We start from the raw sequence: 23,047 nt of genomic DNA, 5'->3' as shown, positions 1-23,047 counted from the left end.
GGTGGCCGCCGATGGCCGCCACCCACCAGCCACAAGCCAGGAGCCCGCATGAGCATTATCGAACTCACCCAGGAAACCTTCCAGGAAGCCACCCAAGCAGAACAGCCTCTGATCATCGATCTCTGGGCGCCGTGGTGCGGCCCCTGCCGCCAGTTCGCCCCCACCTTCGAGGCCGCAGCAGAAAAACACCCGGACGTCACCTTCGCCAAGATCAACACCGAAGAGCAACAGGAACTGGCGGCCGCCCTGCGCATCCGCTCGATCCCGACGCTGATGGTGTTTCGTGAAAACGTGCTGCTGTTCCAGCAGGCTGGCGCATTGGCCGCTTCGCAACTGGAAGAACTGATCACCCAGATCAAGTCCGTGGACATGAGCCAGGTCCACGCCCAGATCGCCGAACAGGAAAAGGCCTCCTCGACCACGCATTGAGCCCGCCGCCTTCCCGTTCTCGCACTTCCCATCGGCCGGATCCCGGCCGATGGCGCATTCTTGCCATCCTGCTGACCACCATCTTCATGTCCCTGATCGGGGTCAGCATCGTCAACGTCGCACTGCCCTCCATCCAGACGTCCCTGAACGCCACGCAATCCGACATCCAGTGGGTATTGTCGGGCTATGCGCTGACGTTTGGCGTCGTGCTGGTGGCCGCCGGCCGCGCGGGCGATCTGATGGGGCGCGGCGGCCTGTTCCTGATCGGCGTGGCGCTGTTCACCCTCTCGTCCATCGCTGCCGGTTTGGCGCCGGACGCCGCCTGGCTCAATGGCGCCCGCTTTGTCCAGGGCATCGGCTCGGGCCTGCTCAACCCTCAGGGGCTGGGCATGATTCAGCATTATTTTCGCGGCGCCGAGCGTGGGCGGGCCTTTGGCTATTTCGGCACCGCGGTCGGATTTTCTGTGGCCATCGGTCCAGTGCTGGGCGGCGTGCTGATCGAACTGGGCGGCCTGCACCTGGGCTGGCGGCTGACCTTTCTGGTGAACGTCCCCATCGGCATCGCTGTACTCATCCTCGGGCTGAAATGGTTTCCACGGCCTCTTATCCAGCTGCCCAGCCGCACACCGGCGCCGGTTCAACGCGGCGGCACACCGGGCGCGCCGCCTGCCGCACGGGCAGGATGGCGCTCGCTCGACCCCATCGGCTCTCTCCTGCTGGGCCTGGCCGTCCTGTCCTTTCTATATCCTTTTGTGGAATCGCGCAGCGCCCCGCTGACCTGGGCGCTGTTGCCGCTGGGCTTGCTGCTGGCGGCGCTCTGGGTCTGGTGGGAACGCCGCACCGTCAGCCGGGGCGGCAGCCCCATGGTCGATCTGCGCATCTTCGCCACGCCCAGCTTCAGCAACGGCGTCTTGATCATGGCCCTATATTTTCTAGGCACCACCAGCGTATGGGTGCTGGTGGCCCTGTATGTACAGGAAGGCCTGGACATGTCAGCGCTGCAGTCCGGCCTGTTCGGCATCCCTGCCGCTCTGCTGTCGTCCTGGGCGGCCGACTGGGCTGGCCGGCGCGTCATGGCGTACGGACGCAAGATCGTCATCGGCGGCCTGTTCCTGGCCCTTGCGGGCCTGGGCCTGAGCATGGGCGTGATCCTGCTGCAGGCGTATGACCTGCTCAGCGCCTGGTGGCTGCTGCTGACATTGTCCTTCATCGGCTTGGCGCAAGGGTTCGTCATCAGCCCCAACCAGGCCCTGACCTTGATGGACGTCCCCCTGGATTACGCCGGCAGTTCCGGAGCCATCATGCAGACGGGGCAACGCATCGGCACTTCGGTCGGCATCGCCATGATCACCGCCACCGTATTCTGGACATTGGATGGATCCACATCCTGGCACCTCGCCACGGCGACTGGCTTTGGCGTCATCTCGGTCATCATCGTGATCGCGCTGGCCTTCGCGTACAAAGACCAGCGCGACCGCCGCAAACATGAACAGGCGATCATCGCAAACTGAGCCTGCAAGGCGCTCGATATGGGCGGATTGATGCGCGGATTCTCCGATACACTGGCGCACTCCGCCCGCATGCCGCGTCATTTGTCCGGACCACGTCGAGCGCCCTCCTGAGACCTGCCACTTCGATGCCCGATTTTTCCAAAATCGCCCTGCCGCCCCTGCCCTCCTTCAAGCGTCCGCACGAGCTGCTGTACGCCGCGAACGACAGACCTCCCATCAGCACCCTGTCGGGGCTGGCGCTGCAACATATCGCCACCGCCCTGGCGCTGATCGCCTACGTCCTGGCCGCAGCCAAGATCGGCGGACTGGACGCCGCCACCACCCAGACCATGGTGACCGCGACCGTTCTCGGCATGGCCATTTCCACCTTCTGCCAATCGTGGGGCGGGCGTGTGGGTTCCGGCATGTTGCTGATCCATATGCCGGATCCTCTGCTGGTTGTCATTTCAGGCATGCTGGCCAGTCAATACGGCCTGGGCGGGCTGGTGCTGGTCGGCGTCATCAACGGGCTGGTCGCCCTGGGAGCCGGATCGCTGGTGCCTCATCTGCGCAGTCTGCTGCCGCCAACGGTCGCCGGCATCGTCGTTTGCGTGGCGGGGCTTTCACTGATCGAACCGGCTTTACTGCACGTCAGCGGCCTGACCGAACGGGGCGCTGTCGACCTGGGCGATCTGCTGACCGGCGTCGTCACGCTGACCTGCATCATGGCGCTCTCGATCTGGGGCAGGCAGCGCGGCAAGCTTTTCGCCTTGCTGACCGGGCTCATCGTAGGGATTGTTTTTTCATTCTTCCTCGGCAATCTGAACGGCCTGGAGGTGCTGGCCGATACGCCCGTCTTCGGCCTGCCCAATGTGCCCGCACCTGATTTCCACATCGACATCGGTGTCCTGCTGGCTGTCGCTGTTCTGGCGCTGATGACGCAGCTCGACGTCTTTGGCTGCGTCGTCCTGATGCACAAAATGAACGATGCCGATTGGCACCGCCCCGATATGAAAATGGTGTCGGGCGGCATGCGCGCCTGCGGCATCGGCAATTTTATGGCCGCATGGCTGGGCGCCCTGCCGACGGCGATTTCATCGGCCAATATCGCGCTTGCCCACATCAGCAGATCCTCTTCCCGCTGGATCGGCCTGCTGGTGGCGGCCCTCTTGGCCTTGGTGGCATTCTTGCCCCAGGTCTCGCTGGCCTTGACCCTGATGCCGGCTGCCGTCATCGGCGCCATTGAAATCTACGCAGCCGCCTATCTGATCGTGTCAGGCATCGAACTGATCGCTTCACGGGCGCTGGATGCCAGAGGGCTGTTCATGATCGGCCTGTCCTTCGTGCTGGGCATCGGCGTGATCCTCGTGCCCCAGCTGGCGGAACTGGCGCCGGAATCGCTACGGCTCATGGCAAGCAACGGGATCATCGTGGCGGGCCTCAGCGCCATCACCTTGAACCTGCTGTTTCGCTTGGGCATTGCGCAACGCACACAACAGGAACTGGCGCCGGATCTGTCCCCCGCTGCTGCGGCGCAGGCCGTCGTTGATTTCGTCGAATCCCAGGGGGCCAGCTGGAATGCCCGGCGCAACATCGTGCGGCGAGCCGCACAAGCGGCTCTGGAAGCCGCCGAAGCCATCCAGGAGCGTGGTTCCAGGCTAACGGGCATCCAGGGCAGCTTCGACGAATTCAATCTGGACATCGAATTACGGCACGATGGTGCGCCGTTGGCCCTGACGACGATGCCGCATAGCCCCACCCCCGATCTGCTGGATATCGAAGGCGAGCAGTTCCAGGTCGCCCTGGATCAGGCCTTGAGCGGTATTTCTCAGGCAATGCTCCGACGGCTGGCAGACCGGCTGCACTCAGAACAGCGCGGCGATGCATCCTACCTGAAGCTGCACTTCGACCACTGACCACGCAGCGTGATCAGGCGCTGGTTTCTTTCATGCGCACCGTCAGGCTTTGTGCTGCGGTGCCGACCGGCCCGTGAACGTCGCTCAGGACGGAAAAGGTCTCGCCCAGCCCCGTCGGGCCAAAGCTGACGCGGGTGTCGAAACCGACCCAACCGGCTTGCGGCTGGCGGATGAAATGGATGGTGAGATCCACATTGGCAAAAAATACGCTGCCAGGGTCTTCACGGACGGCTAGGCCATTGGCGGTATCGATCAACTTCACGAAACCCGCCACCGGAGGGTCGGTCTCGTCCGCCACCAAAGAGTATGGCGTGTGCAGCCAGCTGCGCCCGCGGCCCGGCCGGACATCGGCGCTGCGATGCGCCTCCAGCGTCGCGATGAAACCGCCCCCCCAGATCGACGAAAACGTCAGGGGCGGCATGGTCTCGCGCGGCGGCAAAGCAGCCCATTCCGTCCCCTGCACCTGCCGGGTATCCGTCGCCGCCAGGCGCCAGATGCGCGCATGGATGCTGGTCTGATCGCCATGAAGCATCCGGGCTTCGATCAGCTCGATGGAGCGGCCCGGCCGCACCATCTGCACGTCGATTGTGAACGGCCCGGAATGAATGACGCCCAGTACATCGAAGGACACACGCGAGATCAGCTTGTCGCTGGGCAATCTGCGTTCGACTTCCGCCAACACCAGACCGGCGGCGGGCGCCAGATGTTGCTCGCCGGGCTGCCAGGCGCCTTGGGAATGCAAGGTGGAAAGAAACTGCGTATCGCCGCGACGCACGTAATAGGCAGGCGGATAGTCTTCGTTCTGATGACCGAGGTGCAGGTTCTGGGCGATAGGCATGCGGCAAGTATAGTGTCTTTGAATAGATCCTTACGTGAAGAAAGGCGCCCTGAGGCGCCCTTCTTCACATCATCCGGCTAACGGTCTTAGCCGAACAGTCCGGGCAGCCAGAGGCTGATGATGGGGACGTAGGTGATGAAGACCAGATAGACCAGCAGCAACGCCAGCCAGGGCAGCGCGGCGCGGATGACCTGACCGATGCTCATCTTGGTGATGCCGGCCGTCACGAACAGGTTCAGGCCCACCGGCGGGGTGACCATGCCGATCTCCAGGTTGACCACCATGATGATGCCCAGGTGCACCGGATCGATGCCCAGTTCCATGGCGATCGGAAACAGGATCGGGGCCAGGATCAGGATGATGCCGGTCGGCTCCATGAAGGCGCCGGCCACCAGCAGCAGGATGTTGACCACGATCAGGAACTGCCAACTGCTCATGTCCCAGGCGATGATCTGCTCGGCGATGGCCTGCGGGATGCGTTCGGTGGTCAGCACGTGGGCGAACAGCAGCGCGTTGGCGATGATGAACATCAGCATGATGGTCACCTTGGCCGCGTCGATCAGGACCTCGGGGACCTGCGTCATGCCGATGTCGCGGTAGACGAACACCGCGATGAAAAAGGCATAGACGGCGGCCACGGCGGCGGCCTCGGTCGGGGTGAAGATCCCGCCATAGATGCCGCCCAGGATGATGACGATCAGCAGCAGCCCCCAGATCGAGTCGCGCGCGGCGGCGCTGACCTCGCCCAGGCTGGCGCGCGGCTGACGGGGCATCTTGCGCACGCGCGCCACGATGTAGATGGCCACCATCAGCACCAGGCCCAGCAGCAGCCCGGGGATGACCCCGGCCATGAACAGCGCGCCCACCGAGGTTTCGGTGACGGCGCCGTAGACCACCATGACGATGGACGGCGGGATCAGGATGCCCAGGGTGCCGGCGTTGCAGATGACGCCCGCAGCAAAGGACTGGGAATAGCCCGCGCGCACCATGCCGGCGATCACGATCGAGCCCACCGCCACCACTGTGGCGGGCGAGGAGCCCGAGACGGCGGCAAACAGCACGCAGGCCATGACTGAGGCGATCGCCAGACCGCCGTGCAGGTGGCCCACCGAGGCGATGGCAAAGCGGATCATGCGCTTGGCCACGCCCCCGGTGGTCATGAAGGCGCCGGCCAGGATGAAGAAGGGGATGGCCATGAGCGTGAAGTGCTCGGAGGTCTCGTAGAGCTTGAGCGAGAGCGAGGCCAGCGAGTCAGTGCCAAAGGCCATGATGGTCAGCAGAGACGACAGCCCCAGGGCCACCGCCACGGGCAGGCCCATGAACATGAACAGGAACAACAGGATGAACAGTGCGATGGTGGTCATTTTTGTTCTCCCGCGTCGTCGCTACGGTACTTCATGGCATCGGCGACCTCGTCGCCCAGCAGCGAGGCGTGATCGCCCTTGATCAGGTGCCAGAGCACCTCGCCGAATCGGTAGATAAGCAAGGCAAAGCCCAGGGGCATGACCACACGCGGGACCCACTGCGGGATGGGCAGGTCCTGGGCCATGATGCCGATCATGTGGATTTTGCTGACGTAGATCCAGCTGCCGTAGAGCACGATGAAGGCATAGGCTATGCACAGCACCGTGCTGGCGATGGCCAGGCGGTGGGCGGCGCGCGCCGGCAGCAGACGCACAAAGGCGTCCACGCCGATGTGCGCGCCCACGCGCACGCCGTAGGAGATGCCCAGAAAGATCAGGGCGCCGAAGAAATACATGGTCAGCTCAAGCGCCCAGACGAAGCTGTAGTTGAAGACGTAGCGCGCGACGACCTGGGCGAACGTCACCACGGTCATGGCCGCCAGCAGAAAGGCGATCAGGCTTTCCTCGAAATGTTCCAGCCACTTTCTAGGCATGGGGAATTCCTCTATCAGACTATGAAGCGGCTGCCATGCGGCAGCCGCTGATTGACGAAATAGTTACCGGATGGCGGCCATTATTCGTCGTTGGACGCCCGAGCCTTGGCGATCAGGTCTTCGCCGATCTGGTCCGCGAATTTGGTCCAGACAGGACGGACAGCTTCACGCCAGGCGGCGACGTCCCGCTTGGTCAGGGTCTGGATCTTGGCCTTGCCGGCTTCGGCGATGAGCTTCTGATCGCGGTCGTTGATTTCGGAGGCCAGCTGGTTGGCGTATTCGGTCGCACCGTCCATGGCTTTCTTCAAGCCCGCACGCACGTCCTCAGGCAAACCGTCCCACCAGCCGGAATTCGTGATGACCATATAGTCCAGCGCCCCGTGATTGGTGATGGCGATGGTTTTCTGGACTTCGTGGAATTTCTGCGAGTAGATGTTGGACCAGGGGTTTTCGGCCCCGTCCACCACACCGGTCTGCAACGCCTGGTAGACCTCGGCGAAGGCCAGTTTCTGCGGATTGGCGCCCAGCTGGCGGAATTGGGCTTCCAGCACGTCGGAAGACTGAATACGGAACTTCAGACCTTTGATGTCTTCCGGACGAACCAGCTGATCCTTGTTGGTGGACATCTGCTTCAAGCCGTTGTGCCAGTAGGCCAGACCCTTGATGCCCTTGGACGTCATGGAGTCCAGCAGGCTTTGGCCGGCGGGGCTGGCCTGGAAGCGATCCAGGGCGGCCATATCGTTGAACATGAACGGCAGGTCATAGATCTGCAGTTTCTTGGTATAGCGGTCGAACTTGGCCAGGGACGGGGCGATGATCTGCACGTCGCCCAGCAGCAGGGCTTCCATTTCCTTGCCGTCGCCAAACAGTTGCGAGTTGGGGAAAACCTGGACTTCGACCTTGCCCGGCAAGGCGGCTTCGGCCAGTTCCTTGAATTTCAGGGCGCCCTGGCCCTTGGGGGTCTTGTCGGCAACGACATGGCTGAACTTCACGACGATAGGCTGATCGGCCAGCGCTGTCGATGAAAATGCCAGCGCCAAGCAGACACCCAGCGTTTTGAGAACGGGAACACGAATTTTCATAGCAAAGTCTCCTGGTTTTAAAGCAATGATCAAAATCGATTGCCAAAGAAGTGATTCATCAGAAATTGTTATTGGCCTCTTTGTCTTGCTGCCTTGCAAAACACCCACCCGGCCAGAGGAAAACCCGGGTGACCGCATCGACCCGCTAAGGGGCTTCAATTGCCTGTCGTATATCAGAAATCAGTTGCGCGCCGATATGGTCCGCCATCTCGACACTGACGGGCGCCAGTGCGCTTTTCCATTCCTTGAGTTCCGCTTCCGTCAACACATGGACCTGCGTCTCGCCAGACGCGCGAATCGCCTCCAGGGCGCGCTCGTTTTCTTCTTGTGCAATCGAACCGGCATAAAGAGTCGCTTCCCGCATGGCCGCCTCCAGCGCCTGGCGGATATCGGACGGCAGACCTTCCCAGAACTTTCGATTGACGATGACGACATAGCCCAGATAACCGTGATTGGACACGGTCAAGTGCGACTGCACGTTCTGCAGGTTCTGCGTATAGAAATTGGAGTGCGGGTTCTCCGTGCCATCCACCACACCGGCTTCCAGGGCCGCATAGACTTCGCCGAACCGCATGGCCATCGGCTGGGCGCCCAGCGCCCTCATTTGTGCATCGAGCACCCGGGAAGGCTGAATCCGCATGCGCAGACCCGCCATATCCGTCGGCGCCAGCAAGGGACGATTGGCGGAAAAAGATTTGAAGCCGTTATCCCAGAACGCCAGGCCGATGACCCCCTTGAGCCGCAAGCGCTGCAGCATGCCCGCGCCGATCGGCCCGTTCGTGATCCGGTGCAGCGCTGCTTCGTCGGGAAACAGGAACGGTAAGTCGAATACCTCGAACTCACGCGCGTCCAAGGGTCCGAACTTGGACAAGGAAGGCGCAATCATTTCCACCGCGCCCAACTGCAGGGCTTCCAGTTCTTCGCGGTCCCGATAGAGCTGGCTGTTCGGATAGATCTGCACCCGGACGCGGCCGTTCGTGGCTTGTTCGGCCAACTGCTGAAACCGCACCGCCGCCTTGCCTTTAGGCGTATCCGCGGCCACGACATGACTGAAGCGGATGACGATGGGTCCCTGCTGCGCGGCGGCAAGCGGGGCGTACGTCAACAAACAGGTAAACAGGATGGCGAACAACTTCATGGTGGATGCGGTCTTGGAGATCTCGAGGCTGCATGGTCGAAGACAAGTGCGCTTATTTTCGACAAGCCGGCACAGTGTTTCAACTGTGGAAATCCACAAGCGAACCCCGGGACCTGGCCCGTCTTGCAGCGCACCGCTCAGCTACACTAGGGCCGTCGCCGTTGCCGCAACTCTCCTCGCCATCGCCTCGCCAGCCGGGGGACGGCCTGATCCTATCTGGCATGAAGCCCTTTCCGTCCTACGCTTCGCTGATCCACCGACGCACTTGGCAATGGCTGGTGCCGATTCTGTGCGCACTGCTGTTCCTGACCACGGTCATCTGGCTGCCGCATCAGGCGCAGCAGATGGAATCCACAGAGCGCCAGGAACAGCTGATCGCCGATACGCTGTGGGTCGAGCAGACCATTCGTTTCCAGTTGGGGCGCAACGAAGACGATATCCGGTCGCTGGCCAATGCCATCGCCACAGCCCATCTGGCGGATGGAAAACTGCAGAATCGCATGCACTTCCTGCTGCGCAACCACCCTGAATTGGTGCGCATCGCCTGGATCGACGCGGACGGCAAAGGCACGGCATCCAATCAGAAAGGCAGCTTCGTCCTGGATGATCTCTCGGAAGAGCTGCGTCTGAAACTGGTGCGCGTGCGCGACACCAATGCGCCGGAATATATCCAGCCGACCCCGCCGATCGATGCGCAGCACCCCGCCCTGATGGACTATCTCTTTCCGATCCATCAAGGCGGGCAGCATATCGGCTGGGTGGTCGCCACTTATTCGCTGAGCGGCGTGCTGGAACAAATGGTGCCTTGGTGGTTTGCCCAGAAAAACGAAATCCGCCTGACCGACCGGCACGAAAACGCACTCGGGCAACGCACGGCCGGCGGCCCGGGGCGCGGCGTCTATACCTACGCGCACGACCTGCATCTGCCTTATGCAGACATTACGCTACGCACCGACAGCGTCAAAGGCGCCCCCAATCTGTTGCCCAACCTGCTGGTCGTCGCGGTCGTCGCACTGACGCTGGGCCTGTTCTGGAGTCTTGGCGCCTTGTGGCGCGATATCAACCGCCGCACGACCGTCGAGCGCGCCTTACGCGAACAGATCGCCTTTCGCACGGCCATGGAAGACTCTCTCGTGACCGGCTTGCGAGTCTATGACCTGAACGGCAGGATCACCTATGTCAACCCTGCCTTTTGCAGGATGGTCGGCATGTCGGCTCAGTCCCTGATCGGGCTGTCGCCCCCCATGCCCTACTGGGCGCCGGAGGTCATGGAGGAATACCAGGAACGCTTTGAGCAACGCATGGCGGGCACGATCAGCTCCCACGGCTTTGAAACCGTCTTTCTGCGCAACGGCAGTGAACGCTTTCCTGTCCTGGTCTATGAATCCGCGCTGGTGGACGAGAGCGGCAGACAGACCGGCTGGATGAGCTCGATTCTGGACATCTCCGACCGCAAGCGCTTCGAGGAACTGAACCGGCGCCAGCAGGAAAAACTGCAAGCCAGCGCCAGAATGGTGACCATGGGGGAAATCGCATCGACCTTGGCGCACGAACTGAACCAGCCGCTGGCCGCCATCACCAGCTATACGACCGGCGCGCTGAACCTGCTGGAAAATCCGGCCATGCACCAGGATGCCGCCGGGATGGCGCGCATCCGCGGCGCCCTGGAAAAGGCCAATGCCCAGGCCCAGCGCGCAGGACACGTCATCCGCAGCGTCCATTCCTTCGCCAAACGACGCGAGCCGCACCGGGAAACCGTGGCGCTGCCCACCCTGATCGCCGACGTCGCCCAACTGGCCGAGCTGCAAGCCAGCCAGCACTTCATCAGCATCAAGACCGATATCCAGGCAAACACGCCCGCCGTGCTGGCGGACCCCATGATGCTGGAACAGGTGCTGCTCAACCTGACCCGCAATGCCATCGAGGCGATGCGCGATGTAGAGCAAGCGCGGCGCGTCTTGCACATCGGCGCGGGCCCCGACCCCAGTGCGCCGGGCAGTGTTACCATCAGCGTGGCTGATCGCGGATGCGGCATCCCGCCCCATGCACAGGAACGACTGTTCTCGCCGTTCTTTTCCACGAAATCCGACGGCATGGGCATGGGTCTGAAGATCTGCCGCACCGTCGTCGAGTTTCATGGCGGCGCCCTGACCTACGCGGACCACCCTGACGGGGGGACGATCTTCCGCTTCTCGCTGCCTGCATCCATCGCTGCCGAAAACATGAAAAAATAGAGCCGCCGTGTCACTTGCAGACTGCGCGCGCCAGAGGAGGGAGACAGCAAGGTGCTACACATCGTTGACGATGAAGAAGCCATACGGGATTCATTGATCTGGCTGGCGGAGTCCCGCCAGATCCACGCTGCAGGCTACGACGGGGTCCAGACCTTTCTGGACATGCTGGGGACGGACTATGCCTTCAGCCCCGAAGGCGACTGCCTGCTGCTCGACATGCGGATGCCCGACATGAGCGGCGCCCTGCTGTTCGATACCCTGGCGGCACGCAGCCTGACCCAGCGCATGCCCGTCATCTTCCTGACCGGCCATGGCGATGTGCCTATGGCCGTCGACAGCCTGAAGCGCGGGGCCTTCGATTTTTTTGAAAAGCCGTTCAACGACAACAAGCTGATGGACCGCGTGCAAGAAGCGCTGCAGGCCTCACTCCAGGCCGGCGACCAGGCGCTGGTGCAAACGCGCCTGGCCTCGCTGTCATCGCGTGAACGCGAAGTCATGGATCTGATCCTGGAAGGCAGGATGAACAAGGTCATCGCCGACATGATGGGCATCAGCATGCGCACGGTCGAGGTGCATCGGGCGCACATCCTGTCCAAGATGCAGGTCCGCACCGCCGTCGAGCTGGCGCGTTTGCTGAAATAGCGGCGTCAGCTTGCCGGCCTGGCGCAGCGGTTCAATCCGCCAGAGACGCCAGCTGCGCCTGATACGCCTTGCGGGCCTGCAGAAACCGTTCGAACGGAAAGCGGATGGGCACGCCTTCCAGCGCGGCCAGCATCATGTCCAGATGCCCTTCGAATCCGGCGCAGGCCTTGGCAATGTCTTCGCTCGCAGGCAGCCGGACGGTCAGATCCAGACGCGTGCCCTGCCCCACCGCCGTCAGCTCCCAACGCAGCGGGCGATCCGGTTCAGCGCCGCTGCTCCAGGAATATTCCAGCAGGCGGCCTGTCTCGAACGCCCGCACGGTGCTTTCGATCAAGATCCCGCTGTCAGCAAAATCAATACGCACCGCACCCCCCTGGCGCAGTTCGATACTGCCCGGCGCCAGCCACTGCGCGATTTTTTGCGGGTCAGTCAACATCTGCCAGACCGGATCAGTGGCGTGTTCGATCACGCGCTGCAGGCGGCCTTCGAATCCGTCGTCCAGACGGCGGATGCTGCCCGGCTGGAAAGTCTCTTCATTCATGATGGGATGTCTCTGAAATCACAGGATGGACCGCATTTTGCCATCGTTTCGCCCGCCAACCCCTAAAGGCCCTGCAAAACAAAAACTACTTGCACACCTTGCCGCCGATTAAACGCCCGCCGCGCCTCATCATCTGCGCTTGATGATCATCATCCACCCACCGGAATGGTTATGGACGCGACACATGCCAGAATCGGCAAAACTGGGCAAGGCGTGCATCCGGCAACCACGCGGCGATCCGGCCTCCCGGCCGACGAGCGTCGCCAAGCGAATCAGAGCCTTCGACCTACGGAGACAAAATGAAAAGCTTTCTATCCGGATTTTCACTTCGGACACGGTTGGCATTGATCGTGCTGTCCATGCTGTTCTGGACACTGGTCGCGCTGGCCCGCCCCTGGCCTGCTCCCATACTGGCGGGCATTCTGGCCGGCGCCGGCCTGTGCGCATGGCTGGGTTACCGGCTGCTGCTGCGCATGATCATGCTGCCCCTGCAGGATATCGGCGCCCACCTGTGCCGCATCGCGGACGGCGATCTCAGCACATCGATCGAAATCTGGACCCGCGACGAGATCGGCAGTGCATTCCAGAGCATCAAGGACATGCAAGACAGCCTGAAGGCCATGATCACCGCTACGCTGACCAGCAACCAGCAGATGCAGCAAGCGGCGCAGAACATCGTCGCCGGCAATCTGGACCTGACCAGACAAACGGAACAGTCATCCAGCGCCCTGAGGCAGACCGCCAGCAGCGTCGAGCAACTGCTCAGAACCATCGGCGCCAATACCGATCACGCCCACCAGGCCAACCAGCTGGCGCGTCAGGCGGCCGATGTGGCCAATCAGGGCGGCAGCGCCGTGGACGGGGTGGTCCTGACCATGGAAGGCATCACTGACAGCTCACAGAAAATCGCCGATATTGTCGGCATCATTGACAGCATCGCCTTTCAAACCAATATCCTGGCGCTGAACGCATCGGTCGAAGCCGCCCGGGCCGGCGAACAGGGCCGCGGCTTTGCCGTCGTGGCCGCTGAAGTACAGGGGCTGTCTCAACGCAGCGCGACCGCCGCCCAGGAAATCCGCACGCTGATCGATCTGTCGTCTGGCCGGGTCAGCGCCGGCATGGCCCAGGTAAGACAGGCCGGGGCCACCATGCGGGAAGTGGTCCAGGTCATCGCCCGAGCATCGGCGCTGGTCGAGGAAATCACTGCGGCGACCGAAGAACAGGCCACGGACATCGGCAGAATCCACCAGGCCATGACGGCGCTGGAAACCGTCACCGAACACAATGCGCAACTGGCGCAGCAGGCCACTGAAACAGCCAACACGCAAAAAGGCCTGGCCATCGACGTCAATCTGTCCTTGTCAGCCTTCCGGCTGGCGCCGGGCGGCATGGCCGTTCAAGGCTGATCCGCAACGCCGACGGAGGCGGTCAGCGCTGCTGTGACAGGGCCGCTTCCGTGACCTCTTTCTGCGCCTGCAGAATATCCGGCGGCCAAGTGCTTTTGATATACGCGAGCACAGCCCTGATCTCGTGATCGGACAGGACATCCTGATAGGCAGGCATGTCGCTGATATAGCCCTCAGGCGCCGTCTTGCCCGGCGCCAAACCATTTTTCACGATATCCATCAATATCGGATCCGGGTGATGCCAGGTGTGTCCCGTCTGATCATGCGGCGGCGCGGGCATTCTGTCATTGGGCAGCCGTTGGCGCCAATGCGGCTGCCCCTGCAACGATGTCCCATGGCAAGCGGCACACTGATTGGCGTAGATGGCCTTGCCCTGCAATACCAGCGCCTGATCCGCCGGATCGATGAACGCGGGGCCGGAGGGCCGCATGCTGCTGTACAGCACAGCGGCGGCGCCGATGAGCATCACACTTCCGAAGATAAATATCTGCTTTTTTCTTGGAATATTCATCTCTGGTTCAGATTGGGACAATAGCATTCATTAATATTAAATGCATGCATCAGTATATCTATTTTCATTATTTTTCATTAAATGACACTCTTTGATGCAGATCACAAGAATCGCAACAGCATCCTTACCGGGCATATACGAATCCCCTAGACTGGCGATGTCAGCTGATATTCAGAATCACAGACTGATCGACCATTTTATTGCGAGGATCCCAATGTCAAAACTACTTGTCATGACCATGCTGGGCTTGTCCGCCTATGCATTCCCGGCCTACGCCCAGAACGCCAGCTACGAAGTCGAACCTGACCACAGCTTCGTCACGTTCGAGGTTGTTCACAACGGCACATCCACCACGCGGGGGCGGTTCGACACCATCACGGGTACGGTCGAACTCGACCAGGCCGCCAAAAAAGGACAGGCCAAAATCCATATTGATCCCGCCTCGATCAACACGGGATCAAAAGGCTTTGACGAGCATCTGCGTGACAAGAATTTTTTCAATACCGCAGAATTTCCGGATGTCCGCTTCGAAAGCAATGCCTTCGCCTTTGAAGGAGACAAAGTCAGCAGCGTTTCCGGCACATTGACGCTGCTGGGGGTGCAGAAACCGGTGGTCCTGACAGCCAATCACTTTAATTGCTACACCAACAAGCGCATCCAGCGCGACGTCTGCGGCGGCGACTTCGAGGCAACGATCAAACGCAGCGAATGGGGCGTGAATTTCGGCCTGCCCGGCATCCCGGACAGCGTGCGGATGGTGGTCCAGATCGAGGCGATCAAGCAATAGCTTTGAATCGCTGCAGAGACAGGATGAGGCCGCTGCCTTGATGGCGCGGCCAAACCCCCACCCCCCCCTGAACAGACGTCGGACATGGTTCAATAGTGAGACTTGTTCTCATTAATGAAAGACCGCATGTTCATGTTTCGACGTCCCGCATCCTTGATCGCAGCCTATTGGTCTCGGGCTATCAAGAGCACACAGCGCATCCTATTATGCGCACCGATCTTGATCGCCGGCCTGTCCGCCACCCCCGGGATCACCTACGCCCAAGAAGCCGCATCTCTGACCACCCCGACTCGCAGCGCCCGTCTGCTTGGGGAAACCGTGGCGGATCGTCCTTCGAAATACTATCGGTTCGAAACACACGCCATCGACTCCGCCGACGGTAAAAGGCACTATCGCATCCAGATCGCCATCCCCAGCACGCCAGCTCCGGCGGGCGGTTACGCCACGCTCTATATGCTGGACGGCAATGCCGCGATCGACACCATCGTCGACCAGGACCTTGAATGGCTGTCCCGCCGACACCCGCCCGTGCTGGTCGCCATCGGCTACGACATCCCCACGCGCAATGACGTCGTGTCGCGCGCCTACGATTACACGCCGCCCATCATGGCAGATGGCCAAATCATCGCCCAGCAGCCCGTGGTGCGCGGGCACGTCGGCGGCGGGGCCGACATCTTTCTGGCGTTTATCGAGTCGCGCATCAAACCGCTGGTACGTTCCCGCGCCGGCGTGGGCGACCAGGAATATCTCTGGGGCCATTCCTACGGCGGCCTATTCGCCCTGCACACCCTGTTGACACAGCCGGACAGCTTTTCCCGCTACGTCGTCGGAGATCCTTCCGCCTGGTGGTACAAAGGCGCGCTGGTCAGGGAATGGGATGCCTTCGACAAGACACGGGCCGCCGGCAAGCGAGTCGCCATCCTGGTCGGAACCAAGCCAAGACCAGACCACAGGCCAGCGCCTTCCTCCACCCCTATCCGGATGTCGGATGGCAGACTGTTGGATTCGCACAGTGCTTTGCGTGAAATGGCTGCAGGCCTGCTCAGCCATGCAGCGGATGCCTCTTATGAGACCTTCAGCGAACAAGGACATGGCGGCATGATCCGTGTTTCTCTGGAGCGTGCTTTGCTGATTGCCAGTGAGCCTTGAAGACGCTGCGCTGTGGTCATTGCCTGCGCGAAGCGCGCGCAGAAAAATAAGAAGCCAGCATGCCGGGATACACCGTGTTGTCTTGGTTCACCGCACGTCTTCCTCATCCTCGAGCGCCTGCTCGTTCTGCGCCGCAAGCGGATAGTCGGTGTAGCCGGCCGCCGGACCACCAAAGAATCTGTTCGCATCGGGAACACTAAAATATTAAATGAAACTAATTCACAGCCAACTAAGAGAAATATTGTTTAGTCTACTAAGATGAATTTTCAGGCCAGAATCACTGCTGCGTTCCAAGAAGAAAACCGCCGCCTCAAGGAGGTCGGCGGGCCGCACCTGACGAAAACGCATCTTTGGCAAGCAGCCAAAGTGACATCGGCTGCCGTCACCTTCTGGTTCAACGGCGCCAACGCTGCCGATCTGGACACCTGCATGAAGATCGCGCCACTGATGCGCGTGCGAGGCCAATGGCTATTCGACGGAACAGGCCCGAAACACGACGTCGCAGACAATGAGGGCAACGACGACCACGCCTCTATCCGCTTGGTGGACGCCAAGGCATCGGCCGGCAAGGGTCAGATCATCTTGTCTGATGACGTCACCAAGATTCTAATGTTTCGCCGCGACTGGCTAGCCAAGAACGATGCCAAGCCCGACCAGACTATCGGTTTCGAGGTGGACGGCGACTCGATGACCGACATGCACATCATCGACGGCTCTGTGGTGCTAGCCAACCGCCGGCGCACGGACCCTCTATCGAAGCGTGTCTATGTCGTCTGGATCAAAGGGAAACTGTACGTCAAGGAGTTGGTGAAGAAGGATGGCGTATGGTGGGCCAGGTCACACAACACTGAGAAGGCCGGCGAGTACCCAGACATCCAGATAGATGACCCCAAGGCTCGCATCGCGGGCCGCGCGTTTTGGTGCGGCTTCGGCCTATAAAGTAGATGTTTTTACCCAATGGGTAACAAATTATGTTGGGTATGTGGGAATGTTTTTGCAGGACAGGAGGAGGGAAATATGCAGGAATTCAGACGGCGCATCGAGCACCACATCGAACACGTCAAGAGCGTCGGCGCGCACTGCTCTACCGAGGAAACAACTAAACAGGCGTTGATCCTGCCATTGCTCGACATCCTGGGCTTTAGCCCATACGATCCAACCAAAGTCAAAGCTGAATACGGCGCCGATTTTCCAGGCGCAAAAAATCATGAGCGCGTTGACTATGCACTGTTCAGCAATGATGTTCCCGTCCTGTTCATCGAGGCCAAGGCCTACTCGGCTAACCTGACCAACCATTGCCCACAGCTTTCGCGCTACTACAACGCGACGCCGGAGGTTGCCGTCGCCGCCATCACCAATGGCCGCGAATGGCGCTTCTTCACAGACCTAGACAATCGAAACATCATGGACAAAGAGCCGTTCCTGGTGATCGATTTCGCTGGTGGAGACGAGGATGTCGCTGAGCAGCTTGAGCGATTTCATTACGACCGCCTGGAGCCAGACGCGCTGCGCGCCTTGGCGGAAGAAAACGTCTATTTGCATGCCTTCAAAGGCGCTATTACCTCTGCTCTTCGCGACTGCGGACAGGATTTCGTCAGGTACGTTGCGCAACAGGCGGGCGTACAGCGCCAGCTCAACGCAAAGTTCTTGGACAGCATGCAGCCGCTGGTGAAACAAGCGGTGGCCCAATCCATCAGTTCGATGGTGGCCACCAGCCTGTCAGCGCCAGAGGTCATGCCACCCGCTGCGCCTGTTGAGGTTGTGGCCGACGAAGATGCCGATATCGTTGACCCAAATAACGCGAAGATCATCACGACGGCAGACGAACAAAATCTGTTCAAAATCTGCTGCGACATTCTGCCGGAAGAGGATCTGCAGCCCCGCGATACGGAGTCCTATTTTTCTGTCGTGCATGGCGGGAAGTCGAACCGCTGGCTGTTCCGATTCTGGGGCGACAAGAAAAATCCGGCTGTACAGTTCATTGTGCCACTCACAGATGCTCACCACACCGAGATATCGCGGGCCGGCCTACTAATCGGCGCCAGCGATCAGGTGCTGCTTGGCAAGCCTGAAAATCTATATCGACTTGTCGGAATCGTGGGCGATGCCCTCGCGTACTGCAAGGATGACGAAAATTTCCGGCGCAAGGGTCGAGGCGGCGATGCTGAGTAAACGCCTTCTGATGTGAGGTCGGTCTATAAGACGTTTATTTTTTCCCATCAGGTAACCAGCCACGTTGAGTGTATTGAAAAGAAAGGAAGATATGAAAAAGGTATTGATCGCAGCGCTTGTGATTCTATTGGCGGGGTGTGCCACGAAGAACTATGGTCGACAGGGTGAATTGACGGATTACGAGAAAAACACCATGACTTGTCGGGAGGTAGCCTTGGAGCAAGCAAAGGTCATGGGGTTCCTTGACCACGTGCAAAAGGAAAGCGAGTTCGACGGGAGATCCGTCCTCTCCTTCCTCGGCGACTTTGGCATCGGCAATCTGATGGAGAAGGATAACGCTATCAAAAGCGCCAACACGAGGCTCAAGCAACTACAAAGCGTCTCGGCAGAAAAGGGATGCATTCAGGATGGGACATCTGGCGCCCTCGCCCCGGCGGCACAGCCTGAGCATGCGGATAGCCACAATTCTGCGGCTAAGTAGCGCCTTCTGGTGTGGGGTTGGGGTGTAGAGGAAAATCAATGACACTCTCCGGGAATGCCACATCAAGCCTAACTTGCTGCTGATCTATCGCAAGCCGGATGCCGATACGCTCAGACTTGCGCGGCTTACTCCTCGTCAAAGTAATCCGTGTCGATCTTCGGTATCTTCAGCACCTTCGAGGACACCCCCACCTCGCAATCCATCATCAGATTCACCAGACGCGCACCGTCTATCAGAACCATTCCCTCGACCTGCCTGGCGAAATCCACGCCTTGCGCAGTAAACCCCGATGTGGTCATGAAGATGCCACGCTTGGCCTTTTGCCCGGCGAGCGCCCCATAAAAGGCTTGCAGTTCTGGGCGCCCTACGCTGTTTTGCCAGCGCTTGGCCTGCACATAGACCTTTTCCAGCCCCAGCTTGTCCAGCGAAATCACGCCATCGATACCACCGTCGCCTGAGCCCCCTACGCGCTGAAGATCCTGACGATTCAAGCCATAGCCCAACTGGTGCAGGACATCGAGCACAATCTCCTCAAACCGGGTGGGAGACACCTGCAGGAGACTATCGTGCAGATCGCGGGCCGTGGCCTCTCTGAGCTCCGCCCGTGCCTGATCCAGCCGATCATCGGGGCTGAGCACCGAAGCCGTTGCTGCAGCATCCACCGCAGGGGCCGGCTCCAGGGACACCGAATCTTTCGGGCGCAGGGATTCAACCGTTTTGAAGATACTGGCCAGGCGTTCCACCTCTGCAGCAGCAAAAGGCGTCGGCTGGTGCTCAAGGTACTCAGCGCCTGCTGGGGTGATCTGCCAGTACCCGCGCTTTGCGCTGGAAGACAGCCCTGCCCGCTTGAGCCGGTCATGCGCCCAGCCCGTACGATTGCGGTACACAGGCTGCCCACTATCCAAGGCGGCTGCTTTCTGCTCATCGGTCAAATTGAGCGCCCTGGCCGCAGCCTCGTGCACCACGCTGGCACGCACGGCTTCGGGCTGAGTGGCCAGGAATCTCAACACAGGTTCGATAAATTGGTCGTAAGTCGGTACCATCATCCTGCTGTCCTCATCGCAATGCTTTCGTGCATAGTGTCAATCTGACTGCCTGTATCTGAATTTAACGCCTAGGCGTGATCCGCAGGCATTGTCGCATGAGCGCTCTCTAACGTCCCCTTATCGAGAGGCTTAGCCACGCGCATCAAGGTGCTGATGCACGATGGCATCGGCGTGTGGCTGGCGGCGCGGCGGCTGAATCAGGGCAAATTTATCTGGCTCACGCCTGGCTCCAGACACCTGCAGCTCACTGAAGAGCAGGTCCGCGCCCTGATGCTGAGCCTGCCTAGCGACCGGGCGAGTTGCGGTAAATGTCCGTAACTCGTATCAGCTAGGTGGGAAAGCTGCTTGTTCCCGTACAAGGACGGCGCACTGAACCAGATGAACGACACAGCATGGAGGAACGCCAGGCGGCGGGCAGCGGCGAAATGGAAGAAAGCCTACGGCGCCCCGGCTCATCCTGGCTTTGCTGGGCTGCGAGTCCACGACCTCAACACACCTTCGGGCGAAGGCTGAGAGCCGCAGACGTATCAGAGAAAGATCGCAAGGCCCTACTGGGGGCCACCAGCGCTCACCGTTCTCAAGCGTAAGGCTGCGTGATGAGGTCACGCAAAATTCACGCAAAAAGAACAAGGGCCTACAGACAGAAATCTGTAGGCCCTTGATAATGCTGGTCGGGACGGCGGGATTCGAACTCGCGACCCCTTGCACCCCATGCAAGTGCGCTACCAGGCTGCGCTACGCCCCGAAAGAAAAGGATTCTAGCACAGAAACCCGCCGCTCGATAAACAAGGTGGAACCCGCCTGCCTCTTCGCCTGGGACTTCGCCTCGCTGGCGGCCTGCGCGATCTGATGGCGCGAATGATAGGCGCCGGGGTCGACCGGCACGACCCCCAGGGATAGCGCGGGCAAATCGTAGTGCCGAATCTGGCCCTGGCGGTCTTCCGCTGTATAGCCCAGGACTTCGCCCCGCCCTGCTTCCACCATCATCCGGGCCATTCCCAGATCGAAGGATTCCAGCATGCGCTGGCAGCGCTGTGGCCAATCGGCGCTGCGAAACAGCACGATGAAATCGTCGCCGCCGATATGCCCCAGGAAATCCTGCTGTGCATCCACCTGCTGCGCCAGCACCCGGCTCAACAAACGGATGACATCGTCTCCCAGGCGATAGCCGAACACATCATTGAAGGGTTTGAAATGATCCAGATCGGCATGGCAGACAGCAAATTTCAGGCCGCTGGCCAGATAACGCTGAATCTGCCGGTCGATGGGAACATTGCCGGGCAATTGGGTCAGGGGATTGGCATGGCGCGCTGCCCGCAATTGCAGGCGGGTCAGGGCCTGCAACAGGTCCTGGCTGGATCCGATGCCCAGATAGCGCCCTCGTGCCGTGATGATGAAATCCGTTGCCAGCGCATGGCCCTCAGCCTCTACCAGGCCGCGACTGAGCGTCAGCAAGGGCGTGTGCATGTCCACGATCAGGGGCGTGCTGTCCATGAACAGGCGGCAGGGTTTGGGACCGTACAATTCCCGCTGGTACGGCAAAGAAAACCGCTCGACCAGACTGGCCCGGGTCAGGACTCCCACGGGGATATGGTCATCGACCACCGGGATGGTATGCCATTCGGGATGGTCGCGAAACAGGCTGAACACCGCCTCGTTGGGCAGGGTCGGAGACGCGCTGGGTACGCGGCGCAGCAGGCGCAAGGCGCGGCCTTCCGCGCCATCGTGGCTTGGGCCGGGTTCCAGACCATCTGGTGTGTCCGCGCGCCGGAGATCCGCCAAGCTGGCCATCAATTCCGGCCACTGGACCCGGGCGGGTTCCGCCGCCGGGTAGTCGATGCAATATCCCTGAGCGCAGGATGCCCCCAGATCCTCGACACAGGCCAGCTCATCCAGCGTTTCAACGCCCTCGGCAACGACAACGGCGCCGGCCACGGCGGCGATGTCGCAGACCGAACGCAGTATCTGCTGGCGCAGTACGTCGTGCTGAATGCCTGCCGTAAAGGTTTTATCGGTCTTGATGAATTCGGGCTGCAAGGCCAGCCAGCGTCCCAGATTGGAGAGCCCGGCGCCCAGATCATCAATCGCCAGCCGGATGCCCTGCGCCCGAAGCTGAGCGACCACAGGCACCAGATCACCCACGCCTCGGCCCTGATCCTGCTCGGTCAGCTCGATAATCAGGCGGCTGGCAGGCAGGCCGGATTCTGCCAGCAAGCCGCCCAGATCCAATGCCCCGTCTGCCGCACACAACAAAGCCGCAGGGCTGAGGTTCACGAACAGATTGCCGGGCAGCCGCAAAGCGGCAAACCGCCGGATCACGATACTGCAGCAACGCAGTTCAAGCGCGACATCCAGATGGCGGGCCCGGGCAGCCTCGAACAGGCGATCCGGGGTATGCAAAGGGCCGCTGCGCGGCCCTCGGATCAAACCTTCGAATCCCAGCAGTTCGCCCTCTCTCGCCCACAGGATCGGCTGAAAGACGGCGTTCAGCTCGCCTTGCAGCAGCTGCACGGCCACATCGTCCCACCCTTGCGGTCGGGCCTGATCAGTCAGCGGCGATTCGTGCGGCCCGGATTCCGGAACAAAAGGCATGGGAAGCATCAGCAAAACGACGTGGCACACACCTTACACGAAGTTCATGACACAACGATGAATCCGTAGCACCGGCCCGCACGAGACGATCTGGGAAAAGCGGCAAATGCGATATTTACAGCAAACCCAACTGCAGTCTGGCCGGCTCGCTGATCATCTCGCGGCTCCAGGGCGGATCCCAGACCAGATCGACCGAGGCTTCGTCCACGCCTTCGATGTTCAGCAGCTTGTTGCGGGCCTCGTCGGCGATCATGGTGCCCATGCCGCAGCCAGCCGCCGTCAGCGTCATCTTGATTTCGATGCGGAAGCGTTCGGGCGTACTGGCCGGCACGACCTTGCATTCGTAGACCAGGCCCAGGTTGACGATATCCACCGGAATTTCCGGATCGTAGCAGGTGGACAGCATGGTCCAGGCTGCTTCTTCGACGGATTCCAGGGTGGCGGGGCCTTCGTGGACATGCTTGATGTCTTCGGTGGGTTCGAAACCCAGGGCGTCGCCATCTGCCCCTTCGATGCGGTACAGATTGCCTTCCACCATGACGGTGTAGGTACCGCCCAGCTGCTGGGTGATGACGGCATCGCAGCCGGCCTCGATGGTGACGGGAGAGCCGTAAGGCACAGTGACCGCCGGGCAATCCCGGTTCACGACCACTTCCTGACGATTGAAACTCATGATGTTACCTCTGGTTCATCGCA

22 protein-coding genes, 1 tRNA gene and 1 pseudogene are annotated in these 23,047 nt (G+C 60.8%); 13 read left to right on the top strand and 11 right to left on the bottom strand.

All coding sequences use genetic code 11. The annotated features are described in order from the left end of the window. Nucleotides 1-48 precede the first annotated feature (48 nt). The 3 genes from trxA to VDP79_RS06410 all read left to right on the top strand — a co-directional run bounded on the left by trxA (nt 49) and on the right by VDP79_RS06410 (nt 3,835). Nucleotides 49-429, top strand: coding sequence for a thioredoxin (gene trxA / locus VDP79_RS06420; RefSeq protein WP_323017384.1), 381 nt, complete (start codon nt 49-51; stop codon nt 427-429). After that, nucleotides 426-1,940: an MFS transporter gene (locus VDP79_RS06415; RefSeq protein WP_323017383.1), complete on the top strand. Its 1,515-nt coding sequence runs from the start codon at nt 426-428 to the stop codon at nt 1,938-1,940. Before trxA ends, VDP79_RS06415 begins: the two co-directional genes overlap by 4 nt. A 125-nt stretch (nt 1,941-2,065) precedes the next feature. Further along, complete coding sequence (locus VDP79_RS06410) at nt 2,066-3,835, top strand: solute carrier family 23 protein (RefSeq protein WP_323017382.1); 1,770 nt, start codon at nt 2,066-2,068, stop codon at nt 3,833-3,835. 13 nt (nt 3,836-3,848) lie between these two features. Here VDP79_RS06410 and VDP79_RS06405 read toward each other — a convergent pair whose 3' ends face one another. The 5 genes from VDP79_RS06405 to VDP79_RS06385 form a co-directional block, all read right to left on the bottom strand. After that, nucleotides 3,849-4,673, bottom strand: coding sequence for a thioesterase family protein (locus VDP79_RS06405; RefSeq protein WP_323017381.1), 825 nt, complete (start codon nt 4,671-4,673; stop codon nt 3,849-3,851). An 86-nt stretch (nt 4,674-4,759) separates the two neighbouring features. Beyond that, nucleotides 4,760-6,037 (bottom strand): TRAP transporter large permease, encoded by a 1,278-nt coding sequence (locus VDP79_RS06400; RefSeq protein ID WP_323017380.1) that lies wholly within the window; start codon nt 6,035-6,037, stop codon nt 4,760-4,762. Beyond that, nucleotides 6,034-6,570 (bottom strand): TRAP transporter small permease, encoded by a 537-nt coding sequence (locus tag VDP79_RS06395; protein WP_323017379.1) that lies wholly within the window; start codon nt 6,568-6,570, stop codon nt 6,034-6,036. Before VDP79_RS06395 ends, VDP79_RS06400 begins: the two co-directional genes overlap by 4 nt. An 80-nt stretch (nt 6,571-6,650) precedes the next feature. Next, nucleotides 6,651-7,652 (bottom strand): TRAP transporter substrate-binding protein, encoded by a 1,002-nt coding sequence (locus VDP79_RS06390; protein WP_323017378.1) that lies wholly within the window; start codon nt 7,650-7,652, stop codon nt 6,651-6,653. Between the two features lie 145 nt (nt 7,653-7,797). Further along, nucleotides 7,798-8,790 carry a TRAP transporter substrate-binding protein gene (locus VDP79_RS06385; RefSeq protein ID WP_323017377.1) on the bottom strand — a complete coding sequence of 331 codons (993 nt, stop codon included), beginning with the start codon at nt 8,788-8,790 and terminating at the stop codon, nt 7,798-7,800. Between the two features lie 221 nt (nt 8,791-9,011). On the opposite strand from VDP79_RS06385, the gene VDP79_RS06380 reads away from it, so the two are divergent. Both VDP79_RS06380 and VDP79_RS06375 read left to right on the top strand, forming a co-directional pair. Next, nucleotides 9,012-11,024, top strand: coding sequence for a sensor histidine kinase (locus VDP79_RS06380; RefSeq protein WP_323017376.1), 2,013 nt, complete (start codon nt 9,012-9,014; stop codon nt 11,022-11,024). Nucleotides 11,025-11,075: 51 nt separating this feature from the next. Next, on the top strand, nt 11,076-11,666 hold the full coding sequence (locus VDP79_RS06375) for a response regulator transcription factor (RefSeq protein WP_323017375.1): 591 nt from the start codon (nt 11,076-11,078) through the stop codon (nt 11,664-11,666). 31 nt (nt 11,667-11,697) lie between these two features. On the opposite strand, the gene VDP79_RS06370 is transcribed toward VDP79_RS06375, so the two are convergent. After that, nucleotides 11,698-12,207 (bottom strand): SRPBCC family protein, encoded by a 510-nt coding sequence (locus VDP79_RS06370; RefSeq protein WP_323017374.1) that lies wholly within the window; start codon nt 12,205-12,207, stop codon nt 11,698-11,700. A 299-nt stretch (nt 12,208-12,506) separates the two neighbouring features. On the opposite strand from VDP79_RS06370, the gene VDP79_RS06365 reads away from it, so the two are divergent. Then, nucleotides 12,507-13,613, top strand: coding sequence for a methyl-accepting chemotaxis protein (locus tag VDP79_RS06365; RefSeq protein ID WP_323017373.1), 1,107 nt, complete (start codon nt 12,507-12,509; stop codon nt 13,611-13,613). 22 nt (nt 13,614-13,635) lie between these two features. Here VDP79_RS06365 and VDP79_RS06360 read toward each other — a convergent pair whose 3' ends face one another. Further along, a complete protein-coding gene (locus tag VDP79_RS06360) occupies nt 13,636-14,079 on the bottom strand; it encodes a cytochrome c (protein ID WP_323017372.1) in 444 nt (147 codons plus the stop codon). Between the two features lie 259 nt (nt 14,080-14,338). Here VDP79_RS06360 and VDP79_RS06355 point away from each other — a divergent pair, with 259 nt between their 5' ends. The 6 genes and pseudogenes from VDP79_RS06355 to VDP79_RS06330 all read left to right on the top strand — a co-directional run. Continuing rightward, nucleotides 14,339-14,911: a YceI family protein gene (locus tag VDP79_RS06355; protein WP_323017371.1), complete on the top strand. Its 573-nt coding sequence runs from the start codon at nt 14,339-14,341 to the stop codon at nt 14,909-14,911. 126 nt (nt 14,912-15,037) lie between these two features. After that, nucleotides 15,038-16,060, top strand: a complete 1,023-nt coding sequence (locus tag VDP79_RS06350; protein WP_323017370.1) for an alpha/beta hydrolase — start codon at nt 15,038-15,040, stop codon at nt 16,058-16,060. 258 nt (nt 16,061-16,318) lie between these two features. Further along, nucleotides 16,319-16,999, top strand: a complete 681-nt coding sequence (locus tag VDP79_RS06345) for a S24 family peptidase (RefSeq protein WP_323017369.1) — start codon at nt 16,319-16,321, stop codon at nt 16,997-16,999. A gap of 78 nt (nt 17,000-17,077) precedes the next feature. Continuing rightward, on the top strand, nt 17,078-18,232 hold the full coding sequence (locus VDP79_RS06340; protein ID WP_323017368.1) for a type I restriction endonuclease: 1,155 nt from the start codon (nt 17,078-17,080) through the stop codon (nt 18,230-18,232). 91 nt (nt 18,233-18,323) lie between these two features. Beyond that, the gene (locus VDP79_RS06335) at nt 18,324-18,713 is read left to right on the top strand and encodes a hypothetical protein (protein WP_323017367.1); all 390 of its coding nucleotides are present in this window, start codon (nt 18,324-18,326) and stop codon (nt 18,711-18,713) included. 49 nt (nt 18,714-18,762) lie between these two features. Further along, nucleotides 18,763-18,840, top strand: a pseudogene (locus VDP79_RS06330) (type II toxin-antitoxin system mRNA interferase toxin, RelE/StbE family); the annotation flags it as partial. Here VDP79_RS06330 and VDP79_RS06325 read toward each other — a convergent pair. After that, nucleotides 18,839-19,759, bottom strand: a complete 921-nt coding sequence (locus VDP79_RS06325; RefSeq protein WP_323017366.1) for a restriction endonuclease — start codon at nt 19,757-19,759, stop codon at nt 18,839-18,841. The pseudogene VDP79_RS06330 and the gene VDP79_RS06325 sit on opposite strands and share 2 nt — an antisense overlap. 141 nt (nt 19,760-19,900) lie before the next feature. Here VDP79_RS06325 and tnpB point away from each other — a divergent pair, with 141 nt between their 5' ends. Further along, nucleotides 19,901-20,077 carry an IS66 family insertion sequence element accessory protein TnpB gene (gene tnpB / locus VDP79_RS14880; RefSeq protein WP_416233064.1) on the top strand — a complete coding sequence of 59 codons (177 nt, stop codon included), beginning with the start codon at nt 19,901-19,903 and terminating at the stop codon, nt 20,075-20,077. A gap of 350 nt (nt 20,078-20,427) precedes the next feature. On the opposite strand, the gene VDP79_RS06320 is transcribed toward tnpB, so the two are convergent. From VDP79_RS06320 to sufT, 3 genes are all read right to left on the bottom strand, one after another. After that, nucleotides 20,428-20,504, bottom strand: a tRNA-Pro gene (locus VDP79_RS06320). Continuing rightward, nucleotides 20,495-22,351 carry a GGDEF domain-containing protein gene (locus tag VDP79_RS06315; protein ID WP_323017365.1) on the bottom strand — a complete coding sequence of 619 codons (1,857 nt, stop codon included), beginning with the start codon at nt 22,349-22,351 and terminating at the stop codon, nt 20,495-20,497. Before VDP79_RS06315 ends, VDP79_RS06320 begins: the two co-directional genes overlap by 10 nt. A gap of 115 nt (nt 22,352-22,466) precedes the next feature. After that, nucleotides 22,467-23,027: a putative Fe-S cluster assembly protein SufT gene (gene sufT, locus VDP79_RS06310; protein WP_416233063.1), complete on the bottom strand. Its 561-nt coding sequence runs from the start codon at nt 23,025-23,027 to the stop codon at nt 22,467-22,469. Nucleotides 23,028-23,047 lie beyond the last annotated feature (20 nt).

The sequence above is a fragment of the Castellaniella sp. genome, from assembly GCF_034675905.1.
Lineage (GTDB): Bacteria > Pseudomonadota > Gammaproteobacteria > Burkholderiales > Burkholderiaceae_B > Castellaniella.
The sequence above is the reverse complement of the archived record's forward strand: the minus strand, read 5'-3'. Positions and strand labels throughout refer to the sequence as shown.